Source organism: Achromobacter sp. D10, from assembly GCF_035282245.1.
Classification (GTDB): domain Bacteria; phylum Pseudomonadota; class Gammaproteobacteria; order Burkholderiales; family Burkholderiaceae_B; genus Achromobacter; species Achromobacter insolitus.
Genome location: NZ_JAYJLE010000004.1, coordinates 258,078 through 278,955, shown reverse-complemented (window position 1 = coordinate 278,955; position 20,878 = coordinate 258,078). Strand labels below are relative to the sequence as shown.

Annotated in this window: 18 protein-coding genes; 10 read left to right on the top strand and 8 right to left on the bottom strand. The window is 68.3% G+C overall.

Annotated elements, in window-relative coordinates; genetic code table 11:
• Nucleotides 1–30: 30 nt before the first annotated feature.
• A complete protein-coding gene (locus VCS63_RS13625) occupies nt 31–1,578 on the bottom strand; it encodes an acetolactate synthase large subunit (protein WP_323880058.1) in 1,548 nt (515 codons plus the stop codon).
• A 219-nt stretch (nt 1,579–1,797) separates the two neighbouring features.
• Between VCS63_RS13625 and VCS63_RS13620 the strand changes: the two genes are divergently transcribed.
• Nucleotides 1,798–2,562, top strand: coding sequence for an IclR family transcriptional regulator (locus VCS63_RS13620; RefSeq protein ID WP_042793504.1), 765 nt, complete (start codon nt 1,798–1,800; stop codon nt 2,560–2,562).
• Nucleotides 2,563–2,589: 27 nt separating this feature from the next.
• Nucleotides 2,590–3,432: a prolipoprotein diacylglyceryl transferase family protein gene (locus VCS63_RS13615; RefSeq protein ID WP_323880056.1), complete on the top strand. Its 843-nt coding sequence runs from the start codon at nt 2,590–2,592 to the stop codon at nt 3,430–3,432.
• Nucleotides 3,433–3,444: 12 nt separating this feature from the next.
• On the opposite strand, the gene VCS63_RS13610 is transcribed toward VCS63_RS13615, so the two are convergent.
• Genes VCS63_RS13610 through VCS63_RS13595 form a run of 4 tightly spaced genes read right to left on the bottom strand, consistent with a single transcriptional unit; the run spans nt 3,445 to nt 7,837 of the window.
• The gene (locus VCS63_RS13610) at nt 3,445–3,768 is read right to left on the bottom strand and encodes a hypothetical protein (RefSeq protein ID WP_063961521.1); all 324 of its coding nucleotides are present in this window, start codon (nt 3,766–3,768) and stop codon (nt 3,445–3,447) included.
• Nucleotides 3,765–4,913, bottom strand: coding sequence for a thiolase family protein (locus VCS63_RS13605; protein ID WP_323880055.1), 1,149 nt, complete (start codon nt 4,911–4,913; stop codon nt 3,765–3,767). Before VCS63_RS13605 ends, VCS63_RS13610 begins: the two co-directional genes overlap by 4 nt.
• A complete protein-coding gene (locus VCS63_RS13600) occupies nt 4,910–6,223 on the bottom strand; it encodes an MFS transporter (RefSeq protein ID WP_112965521.1) in 1,314 nt (437 codons plus the stop codon). Before VCS63_RS13600 ends, VCS63_RS13605 begins: the two co-directional genes overlap by 4 nt.
• A 36-nt stretch (nt 6,224–6,259) precedes the next feature.
• Nucleotides 6,260–7,837 (bottom strand): ATP-dependent acyl-CoA ligase, encoded by a 1,578-nt coding sequence (locus tag VCS63_RS13595; protein ID WP_323880318.1) that lies wholly within the window; start codon nt 7,835–7,837, stop codon nt 6,260–6,262.
• Nucleotides 7,838–7,968: 131 nt separating this feature from the next.
• On the opposite strand from VCS63_RS13595, the gene VCS63_RS13590 reads away from it, so the two are divergent.
• A complete protein-coding gene (locus tag VCS63_RS13590) occupies nt 7,969–8,874 on the top strand; it encodes a LysR family transcriptional regulator (RefSeq protein WP_323880054.1) in 906 nt (301 codons plus the stop codon).
• Nucleotides 8,875–8,923: 49 nt separating this feature from the next.
• Here the strand turns inward: VCS63_RS13590 and argC are convergent, their stop codons facing one another.
• Nucleotides 8,924–9,856, bottom strand: a complete 933-nt coding sequence (gene argC, locus VCS63_RS13585) for an N-acetyl-gamma-glutamyl-phosphate reductase (protein WP_063640911.1) — start codon at nt 9,854–9,856, stop codon at nt 8,924–8,926.
• Nucleotides 9,857–9,984: 128 nt separating this feature from the next.
• Here argC and VCS63_RS13580 point away from each other — a divergent pair, with 128 nt between their 5' ends.
• Entirely contained in the window at nt 9,985–10,878 is an 894-nt protein-coding gene (locus VCS63_RS13580; RefSeq protein WP_042793497.1) for a LysR family transcriptional regulator, read from the top strand.
• On the opposite strand, the gene VCS63_RS13575 is transcribed toward VCS63_RS13580, so the two are convergent.
• Complete coding sequence (locus VCS63_RS13575) at nt 10,864–12,651, bottom strand: chloride channel protein (RefSeq protein ID WP_323880052.1); 1,788 nt, start codon at nt 12,649–12,651, stop codon at nt 10,864–10,866. The two genes, VCS63_RS13580 and VCS63_RS13575, sit on opposite strands and share 15 nt — an antisense overlap.
• Nucleotides 12,652–12,731: 80 nt before the next feature.
• Here VCS63_RS13575 and VCS63_RS13570 point away from each other — a divergent pair, with 80 nt between their 5' ends.
• From VCS63_RS13570 to VCS63_RS13545, 6 genes are all read left to right on the top strand, one after another.
• A complete protein-coding gene (locus VCS63_RS13570; protein ID WP_063640701.1) occupies nt 12,732–13,184 on the top strand; it encodes a MarR family winged helix-turn-helix transcriptional regulator in 453 nt (150 codons plus the stop codon).
• 76 nt (nt 13,185–13,260) lie between these two features.
• On the top strand, nt 13,261–14,439 hold the full coding sequence (locus VCS63_RS13565) for an HPP family protein (RefSeq protein WP_164793642.1): 1,179 nt from the start codon (nt 13,261–13,263) through the stop codon (nt 14,437–14,439).
• A gap of 60 nt (nt 14,440–14,499) precedes the next feature.
• Complete coding sequence (locus tag VCS63_RS13560; protein ID WP_323880050.1) at nt 14,500–15,939, top strand: sensor histidine kinase; 1,440 nt, start codon at nt 14,500–14,502, stop codon at nt 15,937–15,939.
• A gap of 17 nt (nt 15,940–15,956) precedes the next feature.
• The gene (locus VCS63_RS13555) at nt 15,957–16,574 is read left to right on the top strand and encodes a response regulator transcription factor (protein ID WP_323880048.1); all 618 of its coding nucleotides are present in this window, start codon (nt 15,957–15,959) and stop codon (nt 16,572–16,574) included.
• 117 nt (nt 16,575–16,691) lie between these two features.
• Entirely contained in the window at nt 16,692–17,177 is a 486-nt protein-coding gene (locus tag VCS63_RS13550) for a GlcG/HbpS family heme-binding protein (RefSeq protein WP_042793494.1), read from the top strand.
• Nucleotides 17,178–17,240: 63 nt separating this feature from the next.
• On the top strand, nt 17,241–18,617 hold the full coding sequence (locus tag VCS63_RS13545) for a 3-deoxy-D-arabino-heptulosonate 7-phosphate synthase (protein ID WP_149064612.1): 1,377 nt from the start codon (nt 17,241–17,243) through the stop codon (nt 18,615–18,617).
• Between the two features lie 43 nt (nt 18,618–18,660).
• Here VCS63_RS13545 and VCS63_RS13540 read toward each other — a convergent pair whose 3' ends face one another.
• Nucleotides 18,661–20,865, bottom strand: coding sequence for a rhodanese-like domain-containing protein (locus VCS63_RS13540; protein WP_323880046.1), 2,205 nt, complete (start codon nt 20,863–20,865; stop codon nt 18,661–18,663).
• Nucleotides 20,866–20,878 lie beyond the last annotated feature (13 nt).

Sequence of the window (20,878 nt, the reverse complement as noted above, 5' to 3'; positions counted from 1 at the left end):
CCTTATATATAGAGGGATGGATCGCCGCGCCTACAGCGCCATCTCGATCAGGACAGGTCCCGGCTGCCGCAGCGCCGATTCCAGCTGCGCGGCCAGTTCTTCCGAGGTGGCGGCGCGGCTGGCTTGCACCCCATAGCTAGAGGCCAGCCCGACCCAGTCGATACGCGGGCGGTCCAGGGCGGTAAGCTCAGCGGCGCGCTCCCCCAGCACGGCATTGCCGCGGCGCAGCTCGTTGCGCAGGATGGCGTACTGGTGATTGGCGGCGATCAGCACCGTGACCGGCAGGTTTTCATGCGCCAGCGACCACAGCGTCTGGATCGTGTATTGCGTGCTGCCGTCGGAAAGCACCGCCACGACGCGGCGGTCCGGGCAGGCGATTGCCGCGCCCATGGCAACCGGCAAGCCCTGGCCGATTGCGCCGCCGGTATTGGTCAGCACGGTGTGGCGCGCCGCGCCCGCGGACGCCGCGTATAGCGGATATCCGCAAGTGCCGCCCTCGACCGACACGATGGCGTCTTCGGGCAAGGCCCGCGCCACCACGGCGGCAATGGACTGCGGCGTCAAGACGCCCGGCGCGGCTTGGGGCAGCGCCGCCGGGGCAAAACCGGCGGCCGGCGCCCCGGCCAATTCGGCCAGCGCTTCCAGCCTCGACGCGGCGTCCTGGCCAGGCGCGGCGAGCATCAGCAAGCGCTCTTGCGGCACCAGCCGGCTGGGATGGCCGGCATAACCGAAATACGTCACCGGCGGCAAGGCGCCGACCAGCACCACCAGATCGGCGGCGTCCAGCGCGGCGCGCGCGGGTTCGGGAAAATACGGCAGCCGGTCAAAATCCGGCAGGCCGCGGCCGCGCTCCGACCTCGCGGGGAAGGTCTCGGCATACGCCTTGCCTCCCAATAGGCCGCACAAGCGCGCGGCGGCGATTTGGGCTCGCCCACCCAGGCCGCTGGACGGCCCGCCCCCACCCAGCAGGAACAGCGGATTTTTCGCGCGGCGCAACTGCTGCCATGCAGCGGCGGCATCGAACTCATCCGAGCCCGGGACGGCGTCGCATGCAGCGGCGCCGGCCGGCTCCTGCGCTACGTTCTCGGCTTGGAAATCCGCCGGAAAGATCAGGGTCGCGCCCTGCCCGCCGTCGGCAAGGCTGGCCTGCACGGCGGCGCGCGCGGCGCCAGCCGCGTCCTGGGCAGACGCGATGCGCCGCACCCACCCCGACACCGGGCGCGCCAGCGATTCGATATCCGATGTCAGGGGCGCGTCGCACTCCAGATGCCAGCTGGCGTGGTCGCCGATGATGTTGACGATGGGAGTCCGGGCGCGGCGCGCGTTGTGCAGATTTGCGATGCCATTGGCAAAGCCCGGCCCCAGGTGCAACAAGGTCGCGGCCGGCTTGCCCGCTAGGCGGCCATACCCGTCGGCGGCGCCGGTGCATACGTTCTCCTGCAAGCCCACGACGCAGCGCAGGCCCGGCACCTCTTCCATTGCACGCACCAGATCCAGCTCGGTCGTGCCGGGATTGGCGAAACAGACTTCCACGCCCTGCTCGCGCAGGGCCTTCAGCAAGACACTCGCACCGCTCATGATTACCGCCTCCTTTTTTTGCCACTTTATCGTAATTTGATAATTGTGCAATTTCTTTTGGCAGATTGAGGCGAAATAATTTATTAGAATTATCTATTTGATAGATCCGTGTATTTCTCCTATACGCACGCGTGCGCGCCGCGCGAGCGAAGGCGATTTGCCAATACGCTTGCCTTGGTGCACCCTCGCAGCACGTCAGCCTTTCCACCTCTCACGCCCATGAACAGTCTTCGCCGCATGCTCGATGTCCTGGACCTTTTTCAGCCCGACCGGCCGGTCCTCGACGTGGATGCCATCTGCCAGTTGCGCGGCTACGCGCCCGCCACCGCCTATCGCTACGTGCGGGAACTATGCGCCTGCGGATTATTGGTGCGCCTGCCTGCGGGCTATGCCCTGGGTCCGCGGATCATTGCGCTGGACCTGCAGATGCGCGAGTACGACCCCATGCTGACTGTCAGCCGCGACCTGATCGAGGAACTCTCCAGCCAGACAGGACTGGATGTGCTGCTAAGCGAGCGTTACGACGATAAGGTGATCAACGTGCACCAGCAGCCGGGCCGCAATACGCAGGCGCTGAATTTCGGGCGCGGCCGGTACATGCCGTTGCTGCGCAGCGCAACCGCCCGCGTCATCCTGGCCAATCTGGGACCGCGCCAATTGCGCCGCGTGTACGATGAACACGCGCAGTCGCCCGACATGCTGCGGCTGGGCCATGACTGGAAGACCTTTTCCCGCGCCATGCTGCAAGTGCGCAAGGCGGGCTACAGCATCTCGTCCGGGGAACTGGATTCCGGAAAAACCGGGATTGCCGCGCCCATCTTCGATGAAGAACGCCACGTGCTGGGCAGCATCACGATCATTGGCGCCCAGGATGCCTTCGCGGCGTTCCGCGAGGACTATCTGGCCGGACTGATCTGCCGCGCCGCGACCGAAATCACGCGCCGCATCGCCCAGGCGCCCGCCAAGCTGCAGCATGCGGCCTGATCCGCAACGCCAGCCGCAGGTACGCCCATGACGCCCGCCATCCGCATCGGTCCTCTCGTCTTTCCCACGGAGTTGCTCGTACTTGCCGCCGCCGCGGCCATCGGCCTGTTGGCCGCCAAACTCTTCGGCCCCAAGCACGCGGCCGGAAGCCGCGCATCACCCGATATGGGAACGGTGCTGTGGCGCGCCCTCGTCATCGGCCTGGTGGTCGCGCGGTTGGGCTTCGTCTGGCGATACCCTGCGCACTTCCTGGAAAATCCCTTGCGGATACTGGACGTGCGCGATGGCGGCTGGGCCGGCATGGCCGGGCTGGCCGCGGCCTGGGTCTATGGCCTGTACGCGGCGGTGCGCCGCAAGGCCCCGCCCGCCGCGCTGCTGGGCGCGCTGGCGCTGGCCAGCGTGGCCTGGGTCGGCGGCGGACGCTGGCTGGCTCCCGCCGCGCAGGCGCCGTCCGAACTTGCCTCGCTGGCGCTGCGTCAGCTCGATGGCGCGCCAGCCGAACTCGCGGCCTTCCATGGCAAACCCACCGTCATCAATCTCTGGGCAAGCTGGTGCCCGCCCTGTCGCCGCGAAATGCCGGCCTTCGCCGCGGCGCAGGCCGCGCATCCCGGCGTGAATTTCGTCTTTTTGAACCAGGCCGAGGCATCGCCCGCCGTTGCGCAGTTCCTGGCGCAGCATGCGCCGTTGCTGCGCAACGTGCTGCTTGACCCCGAAGGCGCTGCCTCGCGCGACATGAGCAACCGCGGCCTGCCCGCCACGCTGTTCCTGGATGCCCAGGGACGTCTGGTGGACCTGCGCGTCGGCGAGTTGTCGGCAGCCTCGCTGGCTCAACGCCTGGACGCGATCCAGGCGCCGGCAAGCGGCGACTGAGGCGCGCGCGTTTCAGGCTTCATGGCCGGCCAAGGCGCGGGCCCAAGGCAAGGGCCGCCCTTGCATCTCGTGTTCGTACAGCCGCAGGCGCTGGCCGGCCTGGCCAGGGGCTTCTTCAAGGCGGACCACCAGCACCGGTCCTGCGGGCAGCGCCCGGACCGTAGCGACGATCGCGGCGGGCGCGCCATCCCTGGACGGCAACACGGTCCAAGCCTCCAGCACCGCGTCTTCCACCGCCGCCGCCCGCGCCTGCCCGTGGCCGCAAGCCGGACACCAAAGCCGGGCGGGATAGACCAGATGGCCGCAAGCGCAGCACTGGCTGACGTTGACGCTCATGATTCCTCCCGGGCCAACACGGCCGCGTTGGCGCACATGCCATATCGCAGTTGCACCATGCCATAGCCAGTCGCCACGCCGTGGCGCGCGGCGCGCACCTGCCGCTCACCGGCTTGTCCCAGCAACTGGCGGGCAACCTCGACCAGTCCATGCATGCCGCCGGCCGTGCCCGCTTGCCCCGCGGACAGCTGGCCGCCCGCGGTATTGACCGGCAGGTCGCGAGCCGCCAGGCGGCGCGCGATGAATCCCGGCAGATCCTCCGCCCCCGCAAAACCCAGATCGCATAGCTGTGCGAGCGCCATGGCCGGATAGTCATCGTAGACGCTCACCACGTCCATATGTTCGGGACCCAGGCCGGCGCGCTGCCAGAGCCCCGGCGCAAACCCCGCGATGCCGGTTTGCAGCCCGTCTCCTTCCTGCTGGTCGCCGTTATAGCGGGCATCGCTGGCCAGCAGCCGCACTCGGGTTCCTGCGGGGCGCGCACTCAGCACCAAGGCGCAAGCGCCGCTCACCACCGGCACGCAATCCAGGCGGCTCAGAGGCGCCGCGACGATGGGCGCGGCCAGGTACTGCTCCAGGGTGAGGGGCTGGCGATACGCCGCATTGGGGTTGCCTGCCGCCCATTGCCGCTGCGCCACGCACAGCGCGCCATAGTCCTCGCGTGTGAGGCCGGTCCGCGCCATCTGGCGCTGGGTAAGCATGGCGAACAAGGGATTCGGCCCCTCGCAGCCCAGCGGGCTGAGGTAGTCCTGAGCGCTGCGGTTATAGCCGCGCACCAGTCCCGCGAAATCAGCGCCCGAGAAATGGTCTCCGGCCACGAGCACGATGGTCCGGGCCTGCCCGGCCTCCAAGGCGAGCCAGGCCTGGCGCAACAAATTGATGGCGCTGGCGCCGCCCATCTCATCCTGCATGCACCAGTTAAGCCGCAGTCCCAGCTGCCACGCCAGATCGATCGCGCGATCGGGGCGCAGCGTGAACGACGCCACCCCCAAGCCATCCACATGGCCTGGCGCCAAGCCCGCGCCGCGCAGCGCCTGGGCAATCGCCTCGGCCATCAGGCCGGCGGTGCTGGTCTCGGGACCGGGGTGGCGCAACGACGGCGTTTCGCCCACGCCGACGATGCCCGGGCCACGAGCCGCCGTCATGCCGACTCCTGGCGCGCCGGTTCGCGCGTCAGCAGCAAGGTCACCACCGTGATCGCGGCCATGGCCACCAGGAACCACGCCACGGGCGTTGCCGATTCATACTTGCGCAGCAGCGCCATGGCAATCAGTGGCGAGAGTCCGCCCGCAAACACCGACGCAAGTTCGTGCCCCAGCGCCAGGCCGGTATAGCGGACTTCCGGGGGGAACAGTTCGGCAAAATAGGCTGGCTGGGTCCCGATCATGGCGGCGTGGCAGATCGTGTTGCCCAGGAAGAAAGCCAGGAATATCCACACGGGCTCCTTGGTCTGCACCAGCCAGAAGAACGGGAATGCCACCAGCACCAGGCCGGCGGAACCGATGAGATACACCGTGCGCCGGCCGATGCGGTCGGAGAGATGGCCGAACCACACCAGCGTTCCAAGTTCGATGAACATCGACACCAGCACACCGCCCAGCATGATGTCGTTGGAGATGCCGAGGAACTTGCCGTAGGCCAACGCAAACGCCAGGAAGATGTACGACCCGCCGTTCTCGGCCACGCGCAGGCCCATTGCGGTAAAGACCTGGCGCGGATAGCGGCGGAACACTTCGACCGCCGGCATGCCGCGCTTGGCGGTCTTGGCCACCTGCACGAATTCTTCGCTTTCGGGGATGTGCTTGCGGATATACAAGCCCACCCCGAAGATCAGCACACTCAGGAGAAACGGCAAGCGCCAGCCCCAGCTCATGAAGGCGTCCTTCGGCAGCTGTTGCGCCAGCATGAAGACAGCCGACGACAGCACGAAGCCGCCCGCCACGCCCAGTTGGCTGAAGGAAGAGAAGTAGCCGCGGCGCTTGCCCCCGACCGCCTCGCTGATCAGCAGCACGCCTCCGCCCCATTCCCCGCCGGCCGCCGCGCCCTGCAGGATGCGCAACACCACCATCGCCACCGGCGCCCAGAAGCCGACCTGGTCATAGGTGGGCAGCAGCCCGATCAGGAAGGTGGCAGCCCCCATCAGGCCCAGGGTCCACTCCAGCGCCAGTTTGCGGCCGTACCGATCGCCGATATGGCCGAAGATCACGCCTCCCAGGGGCCGCGCGAGGAAACCGACCGCAAAGCCCGCAAAGGCGCCCATGGTACCCAGCAGCGGGTCGGTCCCCTTGGGAAAGAACAGTTCGCCGAACACCAGCGCCGCCGCCGTGCCGTAGATGAAGAAGTCATACCACTCCATCGCATTGCCCGCGACGGAGGCCATCACCACGCGCCGCGTACGCCTTCTATGCGCATCGTCGCCTGCGGCCGCCGCCGCACCCTTGTATGCCATCGTCATTGCCGCCCCTTGTCTGTTTGAATGGACCAATGGCGCTCAGCGCGCCACACGATAGCCGGCGGCGTCACGGTCCCAGGCGTCGCCGGTAATGCCCTCATCCCGCAAGTGGAACTTGCGGATCTTGCCGTTCTCGGTGCGCGGCAGATCCTCCAGCACGCGCAGGTAGCGCGGCACGGCAAAGTACGGCATGCGAGGCTGGCAGAAATCCAGCAAGGTCTCGGGCGGGACTGCCTGCCCGGCCTTGTAGACCAGCGCCGCCATCACCTCGTCCTCGGCCAACTCCGAACGCACCGCATAGACCGCCGCCGCTGCTACCGAGGGATGAGCCAGCAACACCTGCTCCACCTCATACGAGGAAATGTTCTCGCCGCGTCGGCGGATGGCGTCCTTCATGCGGTCCAGGAACCGGAAATAGCCGTCCGCGTCACGGACCACGCGGTCTCCCGTGTGGAACCAGAGATTGCGCCACGCCTGCACCGTCTTGTCGTCCATGCCGAAGTAGCCGGTGGCAATGGCGTATGGCATGCGCGCGCGCAGCAGCAATTCGCCCGGGGAGCCGTCCGGCACCATGGCGTCGTGTTCGTCGGCCACCATCGCGTCGAATTCAGGGGCGGCGCGTCCCATCGTGCCGGGGCGCTGTTCGGCAAGCGTGCCGCCCAGCGCAAAGTTGGTCTCGGTGGACCCATAGCCTTCCAGCAACGCAATGCCCGTGCGCTCTGCAAACGCCGCATGGAAACGTTCGGGAACGCCGGGCGCCAGCGCGATCCGCGCGCGGTGGCGCCGTTCGGCCGCCGCAGGCGTTTGCGCCAGCAGCATCGGCACCATCGCGCCCAACAGGTAGGTCACGGTAGCGTCCGTGGCCTCAAGCCGGTCGAAGTAACGGCTGGCCGAAAAGCGCTCGTCGCAGACGATGGTGGCGCCGGTGACCAGCGCCTGGAAGCAGGCATTCAGCGCATTGGTATGGAACAGCGGCAAGCTCGTGTAGAGCACGTCGCTTTCGGCGATCTCCAGGTTGCGCGCGGCAATCCTGCCCCACCAATAGAACTGCGCGTGCGGACAGCACACGCCTTTGGAAAGGCCCGACGTCCCCGAGGTGTACAGGATGGCCAGCGTATCGCCCGGCCCGATCTCGGCCGCTGCCGCCAGCGGGGCGTCCAGCAACGCGGGCGGCGGACACGCGTGAACCGGCAGCGGCGGCGCATCCGCATTCCCATCCAGCAACCAGATGCGGCTTAAATCCAAGGATTGCATGTCCAGCCCAGCCAACGCAGGGCACGATCCCGCATCGGCCACCAGCAATCTGCAGCCGCTGTTGGCCAGAATGTGTTGTAGCTGCATGCCTCGCGACGCCGTATTGATGGGCACGACGACGGCGCCCAGCCAGCCGCAGCCCAGCACGATGGACAGGAATTCATGCCGGTTGCCGGCCATCAGCCCGACCCGGTCGCCCCGGGCGACGCCGGCCGAGGCCAAACGCGCGGCCCAGGCCGCCGCATGCGCGGGCGCATCGCCATAACGCAGCGAGCCTCCTGGCGCCTGCACCCACGTGCGATCGCCCCAACGGGCGCCCTGCTCCAACAACAACGACGGCAGCGTCAACGCGTGCATGGCAATGCTTCCCCTATGGTGCGGCCTGCGGCAAGCGCTGCCCTAGCCTTGTGAAATTAGTCTAGGAATCAACTATTTATATGTCAAATTTATGGATATTATTTATCTTATAAATCAAGCTGATATAAGGGGCATGCATGGACTTCGATCTGAACCTCATGCGGGTTTTCCTGACCGTGCTGCATGAGCGCAGCGTCACGCGGGCCGCGCAGCGCCTGAACCTGACCCAGCCCGCCGTCAGCTACGCATTGGCGCGCCTGCGTGAAAAATTCGACGATCCTCTGTTCGCGCGCACGGCTTCCGGCATGCAGCCCACGCCGGTTGCGTTCGCGCTTGCCGAACCGATAGAGCGCGGCATGAACAGCTTCGCGGAAGCCGTCAACCTGCGGCAGCGCTTCGAGCCCACCAGCAGCGCCCGGCGCTTTCGGCTGTCCATGTCCGATATCGGCGAAATGGTGTTCCTGCCGGCGCTGATGGAACGGGTGCATGCCTTGGCGCCGCGCCTGCAAGTCGAGGTGTTGGAAATTCCGTTGGAACGCCTGCCGCAGGCGCTCAAAGAGGGCGAGGTCGACCTCGCGATCGGCAATCTGGCCGGGCTGGGCAGCGAAACCTGCCATGCCGAGCTGTTCAAAGAGCGCTACACCTGCATGGGCAGGCGCGGCCATCCGGTACTGTCGGCCGGGCTGACACGCAGCCAATACAAGCGCCTGGACCACATCCTGGTGGCCTCCCGCGCCAGCGCTCATCGCCTGCTGGACGACGTCCTGAGCGAGGCCGGCCTGCCACGCAGGCCCTATCTGACCTTGCCGCATTTTTCCGCCGCGGCCGAGATCGTGCGGCGCACCGATCTCACCATGACCTTGCCCCTGCGGGCAGCGATCTGGTTCAACCGGGACGACGCCTTTCAGATACGCCCGCTGCCCATCACCTTGCCCATGCTATCCGTAACCGTGCATTGGCACGCCCGCTTCGAAAGCGACCCCGGCACCGCCTGGCTGCGGCGCCTGGTGGTGGACACACTGGCGGATCCCGATCCTGCATGATGCCGGCGCGGACAGGATCCGCCCGCCATGGACGGCCTTGGCCTGTCGGTCAGCGGATCGCGGCGAGCATCAGGTCCAGATTCTGCACCGCAGCGCCCGACGCCCCCTTGCCCAGGTTGTCGAACACCGCAGTCAGCAGCACCTGTCCATGCTCCGCATTGCCGTAGACGGCCAGGCGCAAATCATTGGTCCCGTTCAGCGCCTGGGGGTCCAGATGCGTATGGGCCGCCGCATCCTGCGGAGCCACCACTTGCACGTGCGCGGCGCCCTCGTAATGCTGTTGCAGGCAGGCATGCAACCGCCGCATGTCGGCGCCCGGCGGCAGCAGACGCAGTTGCAATGGCACGGTAAGCACGATGCCCTGCCGATAGGCGCCATAGGCCGGCACGAACACCGGCCGCTGGGTCAGGCCCGCATGCCGTTCGATCTCCGGCGTGTGCTTGTGCGCCAGGCCCAAGCCGTACAGTTGCAGCGCAGGTCCGGCCCCGCGATCCGCGGCCTCGTAGGCGTCCACGGCGGCACGCCCGCCGCCCGAGTAGCCCGACACCGCGTGCACCACCACCGGATAATCGGCCGGCACCAATCCCGCCCGCACCAACGGACCGAGCAAGGCGACGGCGCCCGTGGGATAGCAACCCGGGTTGCTCACGCGCCGGGCCTGGGCGATCAAGCCGGCCTGCCCGGCATTCATCTCCGGAAAACCGTAGACCCAGCCCGGCGCCGTGCGATGGGCGGAACTGGCGTCGATCACGCGCACTTGCGGATTGACGACGGAAGCCGCGGCTTGGCGCGCCGGTTCGTCGGGCAGGCACAGGATGGCGATGTCGCAGCTGTTGATCGCCTGCGACCGGCGTTGCGGATCTTTGCGTTCGGCCGCGGGCAGCGTCAGCAGCCGCAGATCCGTGCGCCCATGCAGGCGTTCGTGGATCTGAAGCCCTGTCGTGCCCTGGTCGCCGTCGATGAAAACAAGAGGTTGAGTCATGGCGCGTACGTCCTGGATCAAGGGAACGCCGGAACCATCCCGGCGCAGGACTCCATCATCGGACGGGATCGTGGATAACAAAAGTCGAATATCATGATCGTTCAATTCAGTAATCCTGAACAATCTTCATGCGTGAAATCAGCCTGGACCGCTTGCGCACCCTGGTCGCCATCGCCGACCTGGGCTCGTTCGCCGATGCCGCCCGCGCCCTGCACCTGGCGCCGCCTACCGTCAGCCTGCACGTGGCCGACCTGGAGGAACGCATCGGCGCGCCCCTGCTCACACGCAAGCGCGGCCAGGTGCGGCCGACACCCATCGGCGAAACCCTGCTGGAGCGGGCGCGGCGCCTGCTTTCCGACGCCGACCAGGCGCTGGACGATGTGCAGCGGCAAGTGCAGGGGCTGGCCGGACGGGTCCGGCTGGGCGCATCCACGGGCGCCATCGCGCATCTGCTGCCCCAAGCGCTGGAAACGCTGGGGCGCAACCACCCCGGCATCGATGTGCAAGTGGCCGTGCTGACCTCCCAGGAAACCCTGTTGCGCCTGGCCGACGGCTCGCTGGACGTGGGTCTGGTGGCACTGCCTCAACCGCCACTGGAGGGGCTGGTGCTCCGGCCCTGGCGGCGCGATCCCGTGATGGCTTTCCTGCCCGCAGGCTGGAAGGCGCCCGCGCGCCTGACGCCGGCCTGGCTGGCCGAGCGCCCGCTGATCCTGAACGACGCCAGCACGCGCTTGTCGCGCCTGACCGCGGAATGGTTCGCGGCCGCCGGCCTGAATCCGCGCCCGCGCATCCAGCTGAACTACAACGACGCAATCAAGAGCCTGGTGGCCGCGGGTTACGGAGCGACGCTGCTGCCGCATGAGGCCACCGCGCCGCAGCCGGACCCCCGCATCGACATGCGCGCGCTACGGCCCGCGCTCTGGCGGCCGCTAGGCATCGCGCACCGCGCCGGAGATATCGAGCAAGCCACCCAGCATGTGCTGGACGTGTTGTGGGAACTGCGCGCATCACCGTCCCGGTGAGGGCGTGCGGCGGAAGTACGCGGTGCGCTGGCTCTCTTCGCGCAACCGCCGCGCGCGCGAACGGAACAGGTCCTTGCGTCCGACGATGCCCACCAACCGGCCGTTGGCCCGGTCCAGGATGGGCACGCGCCCCGCGCCAGACAAGGCCATGCGGTCGGCAAGCTGGCTGGCCAGTTCCTCCGGATGCCCAAAGATCAGCTCGCGGCCCTGCAAGGCTTCGCCCAGCGTGCGCGCGGACTGATCTTCGTCAAGCGCCCAGGCCAGCGAGTCGGCGCGCGTAACTTCCCCTACCACCGCGCCCTGGGCGTCCACCACCGGATAGCTGGTGTGCACCGGCTGCGCAGTCGTGAAATGCACGATGGCTTGCGCCACGGTCCAGTCGGCCGGCAGGGTTTGCACCGGCGTGGTCATGACCTGGCTGACGCGCAGCAGGTCGAAGGGATCCACGCGGTACTCACGGCTCACGTGGTGGCCGCGCCGCGCGATTTTTTCGGTGAGGATGGAACGCTTCAACAGCAGCACCGTGACCCCGTAAGCAAAGACGCAGGCAGCCAGTACCGGCAAGAGCGCGCCCATATCACCCGTCAGTTCCACCGCGAACAGCGTCGCGGTCAACGGCGCGCGCATGGTCCCGCCCATCATGGCCGCCATGCCCAGCAGCGCCCAGAAGCCCGCATCGGCCTGCGGCAGCAACGGCGTGGCCAAGGCGCCCAGCGCACCGCCAAAAATCAGCAGCGGCGCCAATACGCCGCCCGACGTGCCAGAGCCCAAGGCGACGGACCAGATAATGACCTTGACCACGAGAAGCAGCAGCACGCCCTGGAATGCCAGGTCCGCGGCCAGCAGATGGCGGATATTGTCGTACCCCACCCCCAGCGCCGCAGGCTCGATCAGCCCGCCTATGCCGATGACCAGGCCTCCGAAGGCCGGCCACCACATCCAATGCAGGGGCAGCTTTTCGAACAAGTCTTCCGCCGCGTAGACCATCGAAGTGAGCACGCCCGAACCCAGTCCGGCCAGCACGCCGACGGCGGCGCAGGCCAGCAGGTGCGCGGGCGTGAACGGCAGCGAACCCGAGTATGGGAATATCGGCCCCGCGTCCAACACGAAGGCGCGGGTGGCCGCCGCCACCAGCGCGGCCATCGCCACCGGCAGGAAGCTGCGCGGCTTCCATTCGAACAACAGCAGCTCGACCGCAAGCAGCACCGCCGCCAATGGCGTGGCGAAGATGGCCGTCATGCCCGCGGTGGCGCCCGCCACCAGCAGGGTCTTGCGCTCGCCGTCGTCCAGGTGGATGGTCTGCGCCAGCAGGGAGCCGATGGCGCCGCCCGTCATGATGATGGGACCCTCGGCGCCGAATGGGCCGCCCGTGCCTATCGACACCGCCGAGGAAACCGGCTTCAGCACTGCCACCTTGGGTTGGATGCGGCTCTTGCCGATCAAGATCGCTTCCATGGCTTCCGGAATGCCGTGGCCGCGGATCTTCTCCGAGCCATAGCGCGCCATCAGCCCGATTATGAGACAGCCGACCACCGGTATGGCCACCGAAGCCAGGCCCAGATCGCTCGCGGCAATGGGAGTATCCGCAAACGAGAACCGATGGTGATAGGCGAGATTGGTGCACAGCGCGATCAGGCGCAACAGCGCCCACGCGGCGCCCACGCTGGCCAGGCCGACGGGAATCGCCAGCCCCATGAGCAGGACGACGCGCTTGTCCGTGGTGAAGTCGCCCAGCCGCAGCGCGGCCCGGGCGGAGGAAGAAGTGGAAGACATGTACGAAGACGGGAAGAATTCCGCAGGGATTTGCGAAATGTCATTTATATCGTATCACGATATATATTAGAATCGGCCGGGTGAAACCGCTCCCGCCCCCTACTCAGTTATCCGCCACGGACTACGAGCTGCTGGCCGACTTCCGCTATGCGCTGCGCCGCTTTGCCGCATTCAGTGAAAACGCCGCAGCCGGCCTGGACCTGATGCCGCAACAGCACCAGGCCCTGCTCGCCATCAAGGGCACGCGCAAGAGCACGCCGGGCCGCCGAGGCCTGTACGTGGGAGAAATTGCCGAACGCCTGTTGATCCGCCCGCATACCGCCGCCGAACTGGTGGGCCGGCTGGCCCGCCTGGACCTGGTCAGCCGCGAAGGCGACCCCGAGGACGGCCGCCGCGTCGAGGTGGTGCTGACCGCCAAGGCGGAACGCATGCTGGAAGACCTGTCCGCGTCGCACTTGGAAGAATTGCGCGCCATGCGCCCGCTGTTGACGCGCCTGTTGACCCGCATCGGGGACGATCCCAGCCAGGATTGATCCTTCCTGGCCGCATAAGCTTATGCAGCGCAGCTTTGCCTCGCATGATAAATTGTCGCCCCGCGACATATTTTGGATGCGCGAGGAGATCGTTTTGGGTGTAGCAATCAAGCGCTGGCTGGGCTCGTTCGCGCCAGCGCCGGTGGGCGTCAACGGACGCGAGAAACTCTACGGCGTGCTGGGCGCGCTGCTCGGCCTGTTCTGCACGGAATGGGTGGGCCGCCACGCGCTGGGCGACGCCAGCCCCTGGTTCATCGCCCCGATGGGAGCGTCCGCCGTACTGCTGTTCGCCGCCCCCGCCAGTCCGCTGGCCCAGCCCTGGTCCATCATGGCGGGCAACCTGGTATCGGCCCTGATCGGCGTGTTCTGCGCCCAATTCATTCCCGTGCCCGGCGTAGCCGCCGCCGTTGCGGTCGCACTGGCCATCGGCGCCATGTTCTCCTTGCGTTGCCTGCATCCGCCCAGCGGCGCCGTGGCGCTGACGGCGGTGCTGGGCGGCCCCTCGGTCGCCAGCCTGGGCTATGGTTTCGCGCTCTGGCCGGTGGCGCTGAACTCCGCCATCCTGCTGTGCATCGCCGTGGTCTTCAATGGCGCGCTCAAGCGCAACTATCCGCGCCGCCACGCCGACCCCGCCGTGGGCCACCACACACGAGACCTGGCGCCCAGCGCCCGCCTGGGCTTTAGCCTGGCCGACCTGGACGACGCGCTGACGCAGCGCGGCGAACTGCTGGACATCAGCAAGGAAGACCTGGAAGAAATCGTGCTGGCCGCGGAAATGCGCGCCAGCGTGCGCCGCTTCGGCGACGTGCGTTGCGCCGACATCATGTCGCGCGACGTGGTGACGGTGCAGGCACAGGACCCGCTCGACTATGCCGTCCGCCTGTTCGACAAGCACCGCTTGCAGGCGCTGCCGGTGCTGGATTCCGCCGGCGGCTATGCCGGCATGATCAGCCAGGGCGACGTACTGGCGCGCAGGACCCGGCTGACGGCGGTCGCGCCCGACGCCAGCGCCGCGGCGGATCTGCTGGTGGCCGACTGCATGCGTAGTGAAGTGCCCTTCGCCACCCCGGGCCTGCCCGTCATTGAACTGGCCCGCCCCATGTCGGACAGCCTGCATTGCGTGCCGGTGCTGGACGAGTCTCGCCATCTGGTCGGGCTGGTCACGCAATCGGACCTGGTGGCGGCGCTCTATCAGATCGCGGTAGCGGCCAGTTCGCCTGCGGGGACGCCGGACGCCCAGCGGCTGGCCGCCTGAGCCCCCCTCCGTAGCCCTACGGATTCCTGCCCGGTTCGGCCGCAAGGCATAATTTCACGCGTGAATCCCTTATCGCGCGCACGCGCCTTCTTCTGTTGGCTGGTCCTGTTCGCCCTGGGCGCCTTCTGGATCGGGCGGCAGGACTACGTAGACCAGTACGATCGCTTCACCCAGAGCACCAGCGTGGCGCAGCGCATGCTGAGCCAGAAAACGGTGCAGCATGAAGCCGTGCTGGCCACGCTGGCCGCCCTATCCCATCCCCCTGCTCCGGAACGCCTTTACCCCAGTCTGCGGCCGGCAATGCCGCAACTGCTGGGGCTGGGCTATCTGCCTGGCGGGGCCTGGTCCGGCAGCCTGCCGGAGCCGGCGGGTCTGGCGTCCGCCGTCGAACGGGCGCGTGCCTTGGCCCGGCCGGTGACGCTGCCGGTGGACAACGCCCGCTACTGGCTGGTGGCGCCTTCCGGCTGGAGTCTGCTGCTGGACGCCAGCCAGCTCGTTCCCGCGGGCGACTTCCCCCCCGGGCTGGCCACGCTGACCCTGACCGTAGGCCAGACGCCCCTGACCCTGCTGGACAAGCAGCCCAATACCGGCGCGCCTGGCTGGCCGCTGGCCCTCCAAAAGCCACTGGGCGCTGCCAGCCAGCCCTTCCAGATGCGCAGCACCCGCAAGCTGACACCGGACGCCTGGCCCTGGCCCACCTGGCTGGCCTGGGGCCTGGCCAGCGCGCTCCTGGTTGCCGGCGCCGCTGCCTGGCAACGTTCGCGCGCGCAGGCCCGCCGCCAACAGGAGCAACTGCGCCTGGGCGCCATGGCTCGCTTGAGCACGCTGGGTGAAATGGCCGCGGGCATCGCCCACGAGCTGAACCAGCCACTGACCGCCATCCTGGCCCAGACCCGCGCTGCCGAACGGCTGCTGGATGACGACGAGGAGAGGCCCGCCGTACGCCATGCGCTATTGGCGAGCGCCGAGCAGGCCAAGCGCGCCGCGGACATCATCAGCCGCATGCGCGCGCTGGTGCAGCCCAGCTCGCCCGCCCGGCGCGTAGCGCTGGACCCCGATGCGCTGGTGGCTTCGTTGCGCTTCCTGCGCGAACCGGAACTGGCCCGGCAAGGCATACGGCTGAGCTGGCACAACGCCACTCCCGGCGTCCGCCCGCTGGGCGACCGCGTCGCGCTGGAGCAGATCCTGCACAACCTGGTGCAGAACGCCGCCGACGCCCTGGCAGACGTCTCCGGTCCGCGCCAGATCTCGCTGGAGGGCCGCGCGGATGGCGACACCTACCTGTTCAGCGTCAGCGATACCGGCCCCGGCATTGCCGCCGACGCGCTGCCCCGGCTGTTCGCTCCCTTCTACACCACGCGGCCGCAGGGCATGGGCCTGGGACTGGCGCTGTGCGACACGCTGGCCGGCTCAATGGACGGCCGCATCGCCGCGCGCAATCTCAGCCCGGCCGGCGCCTGCTTCACGGTCAGCCTGCCACGGGCGGGCGCCGCCGCATGACTACGCAGGAATCTCTTATGCTCGAACAATCCCCGCTGGTCTATCTGGTCGACGACGACGACGCCGTGCGCGACGGCTTGGCGCTGCTCCTGCGCAGCGTCGGCCTGCGCAGCGAAGGTTTTGGCGACCCCCAGGTATTTCTGGCTGCATTACCTCCGCAGTCCATCGGTTGCGTCGTGCTGGACATCCGCATGCCGGGCATCAGCGGGCTGGACGTGCTGAGCCGCCTGGCGGAGCACTCGGACCTGCCGGTGGTCATGTTGACCGGCCACGCCAATGTGGACCTGTGCCGCCGCGCCTTCAAGGGCGGCGCCATGGAGTTCCTGCAAAAGCCGGTAGACGACGATGTCTTCCTGGACGCCGTGCAGGCGGCCGTGCGCACCCACATCGCCAGCCGCGAAAAGCTTGCGGTCACCCAAGCCGCGCAGGAGCGCCTGGACAGGCTCTCCGGCCGTGAGCGCGACGTGCTGGAGCGCATCGTCCTGGGCCTGAGCAACAAAGAAATCGCGCGCGAATTCGACCTGTCTCCCCGTACCGTCGAAACCTACCGCGCCAATGTGTTCGCCAAGCTGGAAGCCGTAAACCTGGCCGGACTGATCCGCGAATACGCCGGCCTGCTGGATCCCGCCCCCTGATCCGCCGGCCGCCTCCGTAGCGCTACGGAGGCCCCAGCGTAGCCGACCGAATACCGCGGATCGGCCCCCGTCTTTAATCTGTCTGCTCCTGTCATCGACTTCACAAAGGACACAGACATGTCGCCCAAATTCATCGCCCTCGCCACGCTGTTCGCCTGCGCCGGCGCCGCCAACGCCGCCGTGCTCAACGAAAGCAACCTGTCCATGGCCGACGCGCAGAAGTTGGCGACCGCCACCGTCGCCGCCTGCCAGGCCAAAGGCTACAACGTCAGCGCTTCGGTCGTGGACCGCGCCGGCCTGCTCAAGGCTTTCGCCCGTTCCGACAATGCCGGCCCGCACACCATCGAAGCCAGCCGCGCGAAGGCGTTCACCGCTGCATCGGCCAAGACCCCCACGCTGACCATGCTGGAAAACGTCCAGAAGAACCCCGCGGCGGCCACCCTGACGGACATTCCGGGTTTCCTGGTGCTGGGCGGCGGCGTACCGGTCAAGGCCGGCTCGGCCGTGATCGGCGCCATCGGCGTGGCCGGCGCGCCGGGAGGCAACCTGGACGCGCAATGCGCCGACACCGCTTTGCAAGAAAACGCCGCGCTGTTCAAGTAAGCGCCGGCCGGACAGGGCGGCGCATTTGCCGCGCCGGCGGCATCGCGGTAGCCTTGGGGCGCCATGCCCCAGCCGCCCTCCCAGTCCCTGCTCGACGCCACGCTGCGCCGGACCGCCCGGCGCTACAGCGTGCCGGCCATCTCCCGTATTCCCACCGAGGGCGCCTCGCCCGCGACCGCGCTGGCTGTCGCCATCGAACGGGCCCGCCTGTCGCTCGAAGCCGGCGGCATGCCACCGCCCGCGCTCAAGCACGCGTTTCTCGACGCCCTTGAGCGCCTGATCCGCGACGCCCTGCGCGAACCGGACGGCGATCCGGTGTTCCAGGCCATGCTGCTGCGGCATCGCCTTGCGTCCGTGCGCGAGTACGCTTCCCTGTCCGCCCGCGCCGCCCAGGATCGACGGGAGATCATCGCCGCCGCCAACGCTATAGCCCATCCCGCCAAGGTGGAGCGCATGCCCGCCGGCCCGGCTCGCGAAGCAATGGCAGCCCTGCACGCGGCAGCGGTGTCCGAATCATGGACGACGTTGCCCGCCGCAGCGCGCCATCTGCTCGCCCTGAGCTCGGCCACCGGCCAGCCGTCCGCCGCGGCGGCGCTGGACAGACTGCCCGCCAGCCCCGCCCTCGAACGTTTGCGGCGCCTGGACGAACTGGCCGCCGAGGACGAAGTTCGCCGCTACCGCGCGCTTTGGGAGCAGCAAGGCCCGCGTCCCGGCAGCGCCGGCGCCCTGGCCGAGGGCAACGCGTCGCGGCGGCGCGGCGACGCCGTCGAGGCGCTGGCCCTGCAGGCGCTGCAAGCCCTGGCCCGCCGGCTCAACGACGCGGAAGGCCGGCAGGCCTACCAGGCCGTGTCCTCGATGCGTGTTCCGCCAACCATCCCCGCCAACGCCGAACGAGCCAAGAGTGAATGGGATGCCGCCTTGTTGCGCCGCTGCGCGGACGAAAACGCGCCGCCCGCCTGGGACCTCTGCCTGCTGCTGGAAGCCAAGGCTTCGGCCGACGCCGCCGCCACCGACTTCCCGCGCTTGCTGCGTGGGCTGCGCCTGCTGGCGCACGCAGATCCCCAGACGGATTACGCATTCAGCACTCGCCAGGGCCGGTTTGCCTTGCGCGGCGCGTCGCTGCGCGGGCTGCCCGTCGACGGCCCGCGGCTCGACGCGACCGTGCTTTACTTCTGCGACGGCCCGGCCGAATCCATCCCGCGCCTGCTCAGCGCCGCCAGCCGCATGCAGCTGCTCTCCGCGCCGCCCAGCCTGGAATACGCCAGCCGCGCGGCGCAAGACCAGAACGCCGCCCAGGCTCTCGCGCCCGTCTGGCAACTGCTGCTGGAGTCGCCGCAGTGGGCAAGCGTGCTGCACCAATACCCGACGCTGTGCCAGGCGCGCGAGCTGATGGTGCACGCCGACGACCTGACGGACGCGATCAACGCCATCGCGGCTTGACGCAGGCGCCGACCGCAGGCAGTCGGCCAATTGACCAGGCACTTCAGGCCTGCCCGATCAGCCGGATATCCTTGCTGCCGTCCCGCTCCAGTTGCTCCACCAGGCCGAGTTCCCAATCCAGGTACTCGCGAAAGCCTTGGTCCCGCGCAGCCAGGTCGTCGAACAGATAGGGGCTGATGCTTTGGTCGTCGTCCGCGGTCAGCACGCCTGCCGCGCCGCGGGACAGCTCCAGGCCCTGCGCCGCCCAGGCGCGCGTGCCGCCCAGCAGATAGCGCACCGGCCGTTGGCTGCGCCACGCCAGTTCGGCGGCGACCACGCTCGCCAATATGCCGTCGGCGGAGGTCAGCACGATGGTCAGCTCCGGGTTTTCAGGCAGGAACTCGCTCAGGCGATCGGGCACGGCGTAGCGGGAACCGGGTACGTGACCGCGCTCATACGCTAGCCGCGAATCCACATCGAACAGCACGGCCGCGCCGTCCTCCAACGCGGATCGCAGCGCATCCGGCCGCAGCCCGGGCACGTCGGGGCGATACCGCAACACCCGGCGCGGTTCGGGTCCGCTTTGCCGCGCAGCCAAGGCGGGCGGCTGATACCGGTACACCTCCACCGCGCCCAACTGCGCCAACCAGGCGCCAGTGGTCAAGGCCCGCACCCCGTCCCAGTCCGCCAGCACCACCCGGGCGCGGCGCGTGGCCAGGTACTCGTCCGTGGCCTGCACCAACTGGCCGCCCGGCGCCCAGCGCCAGCCCTCCAGATGGCCGGCCTCGTATTCCTCCCGGGTGCGCACGTCGAATTTATAGAGCGTGCGCGCGCCCTGCTCCGCTTCGAATGCCCGCAGCGTGGCGCTGTCGATATGCGCGATGCCCGCGCGGCGCGCCACGCCCTCCGCCCGCTGGCGGGCCGCGGCCTGCGTCTGCTCCGCCGGCTCTGGCAGCGTGGCGCGCCGTCCATAGGCCAGGTCGCGGCCCGACAGCAGCCACTCCATGGTGCCGTTGCGCAGGGACGCGACGCGATTGGGTATGCCCGCGTCGATCAGCGTCTGCGCGCCGACGATGCTGCGGGTACGTCCGGCGCAGTTCACCACGACAAAGGTGTTGGGATCGGGCGCCAGCTCGCCGATGCGGTACACCAGCTCCGCGCCGGGCAGGCTGTGGGCGAAAGGCAGGGTGAAGTTCTGGAATTCCTCGGGCGTGCGACTGTCGACCACGACGATGTCCTCGCCGCGCGCCACCCGCTCGTCCAGTTCGTCCACGTCTATCCAGGGTGTGCGCTTTTCGTGCTCGATGACTTCACCGAATGCCTTGCTGGGCACATTGGTCCCCGAGAACAGTTCCCGCCCCTCCCGTTCCCAGGCGTCGGTGCCGCCCGTCAGCACCGAAATGTCCGTCCAGCCCAGCCGCGCCAACTTCGCCGCGGCCTGGTGCGCCAGCGTCTCATCATCGTCCACCAGCACGACGTGGGTATCGCGCCGTGGCACCAGCCGGTCGGCCAGCAGCTCCAGCCGCCACAAGGGCGCGGGCACGGCATGCAAGAGGTGGCGCCGGGCATGGCGGCCGGCTTCGCGCACGTCCAGCACCGCGATCTCGGCTGCACCGCGCAGTTCATCCTGCAAGGCCTGGCCCGAAATGCGCGCGTGATAGATCGCGGCGGGCGGTGAAAACCTGCGGTAGGTGCCCCCCGCCGTGCTTTCGAACACGACACGGCCATGCAGGCGATCAAGCGCCAGCCCATAGAAGTGCAAATGCGCGCCCGGCTGATCCCCCACCAGCTCGATGGTGTGCACGTCCTGCGGCCCCAGCACAATGGAGCTGCCCGGCTGCACGTCCACGCGCCCTACGTGAGTCAGCACGTCGCGCAACGGGTCCGCGCTGCGTTCACGCGCATACACCTCGTTGCGCTCATTGCCGTGCACGCCGGCAATGATGGCCCAGGTCGTATGGTCGTGCGGCGGTTGCGCCTTGCCCGGCGCGCCCAGGGAAAGGTATAGCGCGTAGCCGCCGTCCAGGTCTTCGGACAGCCGGTAGATGGCGGTCGGCCTGCCCGGCACCACCGCGAACGCGTCTTCCGGAAAGAGCTCGCGGCGCCTTCCCAAGGCCTCCAGCAATGTTGCGACCTCCGCCAGCTGCGCGCGCGTGGCGCTGGCCGCGTCAGGCGCGAGCCTGCGCGCCTGCGCGATGAATTCCCGCACGGCCTGCGCCCGTTCGGCGTGAATGTGCGCTGCCGCGGACGGATGAATAGATGTGCTCATGTGCTGACCCGAT